1 pseudogene is annotated in these 881 nt (G+C 47.3%); it reads right to left on the bottom strand.

Features of this window, described 5'->3' with window-relative positions:
- Window positions 1-881 (bottom strand): annotated as a pseudogene (aceE, locus tag A3766_RS10045) (pyruvate dehydrogenase (acetyl-transferring), homodimeric type); the annotation flags it as partial.

The raw sequence follows: 881 nt of genomic DNA, 5'->3' as shown, positions 1-881 counted from the left end.
GTTGAGATTTCTCTCTCACCACTGCCCTCTAGTTGATTCTTGAAAAAACTCAAGTCAGGCGTCACCAAAGGCTGACTCTGGGCACGCCGTTTTGGATAGAATCCACCTAGTTCCTCTCGGCGTTTTTTCATATAGACAGCTTCAGGGCTGTCTGCTGATGGCTGATAGTAAGGGATTGATTCTATATCGTCATCGCTGACAGGCACCCCAAACCGGTCACGGAATGCCTTAAGTGTTTCGACATCAAGTTTCTTCAGCGAGTGAGTACTGTTTGTTCCTTCACCAACCTTACCAAAGCCATAACCTTTGATCGTGTGCGCCAGAATAACGGTCGGCTGACCTTTATGATTAACCGCCTTATGATACGCAGCATAAACCTTGTAAGGATCATGCCCGCCACGATTAAGTTGCTCAATATCCCGATCACTCAATTGCTCAGCTAACTTGGCAAGCTCCGGATAGCGACCAAAGAAGTGCTTCCTCGTATAAGCCGCACCATTTGACTTAAAGTTTTGCATCTCGCCATCAACCACTTCATCCATCGCGCGCTGCATCGAGCCATCAGTATCTTGATCAAACAGAGGGTCCCACATCCGTCCCCAAATAACCTTGATAACATTCCACCCTGCGCCGCGGAATACCCCTTCAAGTTCTTGAATAATTTTACCGTTTCCTCTAACAGGCCCATCCAACCTTTGACGGTTACAGTTCACGACAAATATCAGGTTATCGAGTTTTTCTCGCCCCGCTAGAGCTATGGAGCCAAGCGTCTCAGGCTCATCTGTCTCGCCATCGCCTACAAATCACCAGACTTTTCGATTGCTTTTATCAGTAAGCTCTCGACTATGTAAGTACTTCATCACATGCGCTTGATAGATGGC

The organism is Oleiphilus sp. HI0132 (genome assembly GCF_001635845.1).
This window is presented reverse-complemented; position numbering and strand designations above follow the sequence as displayed.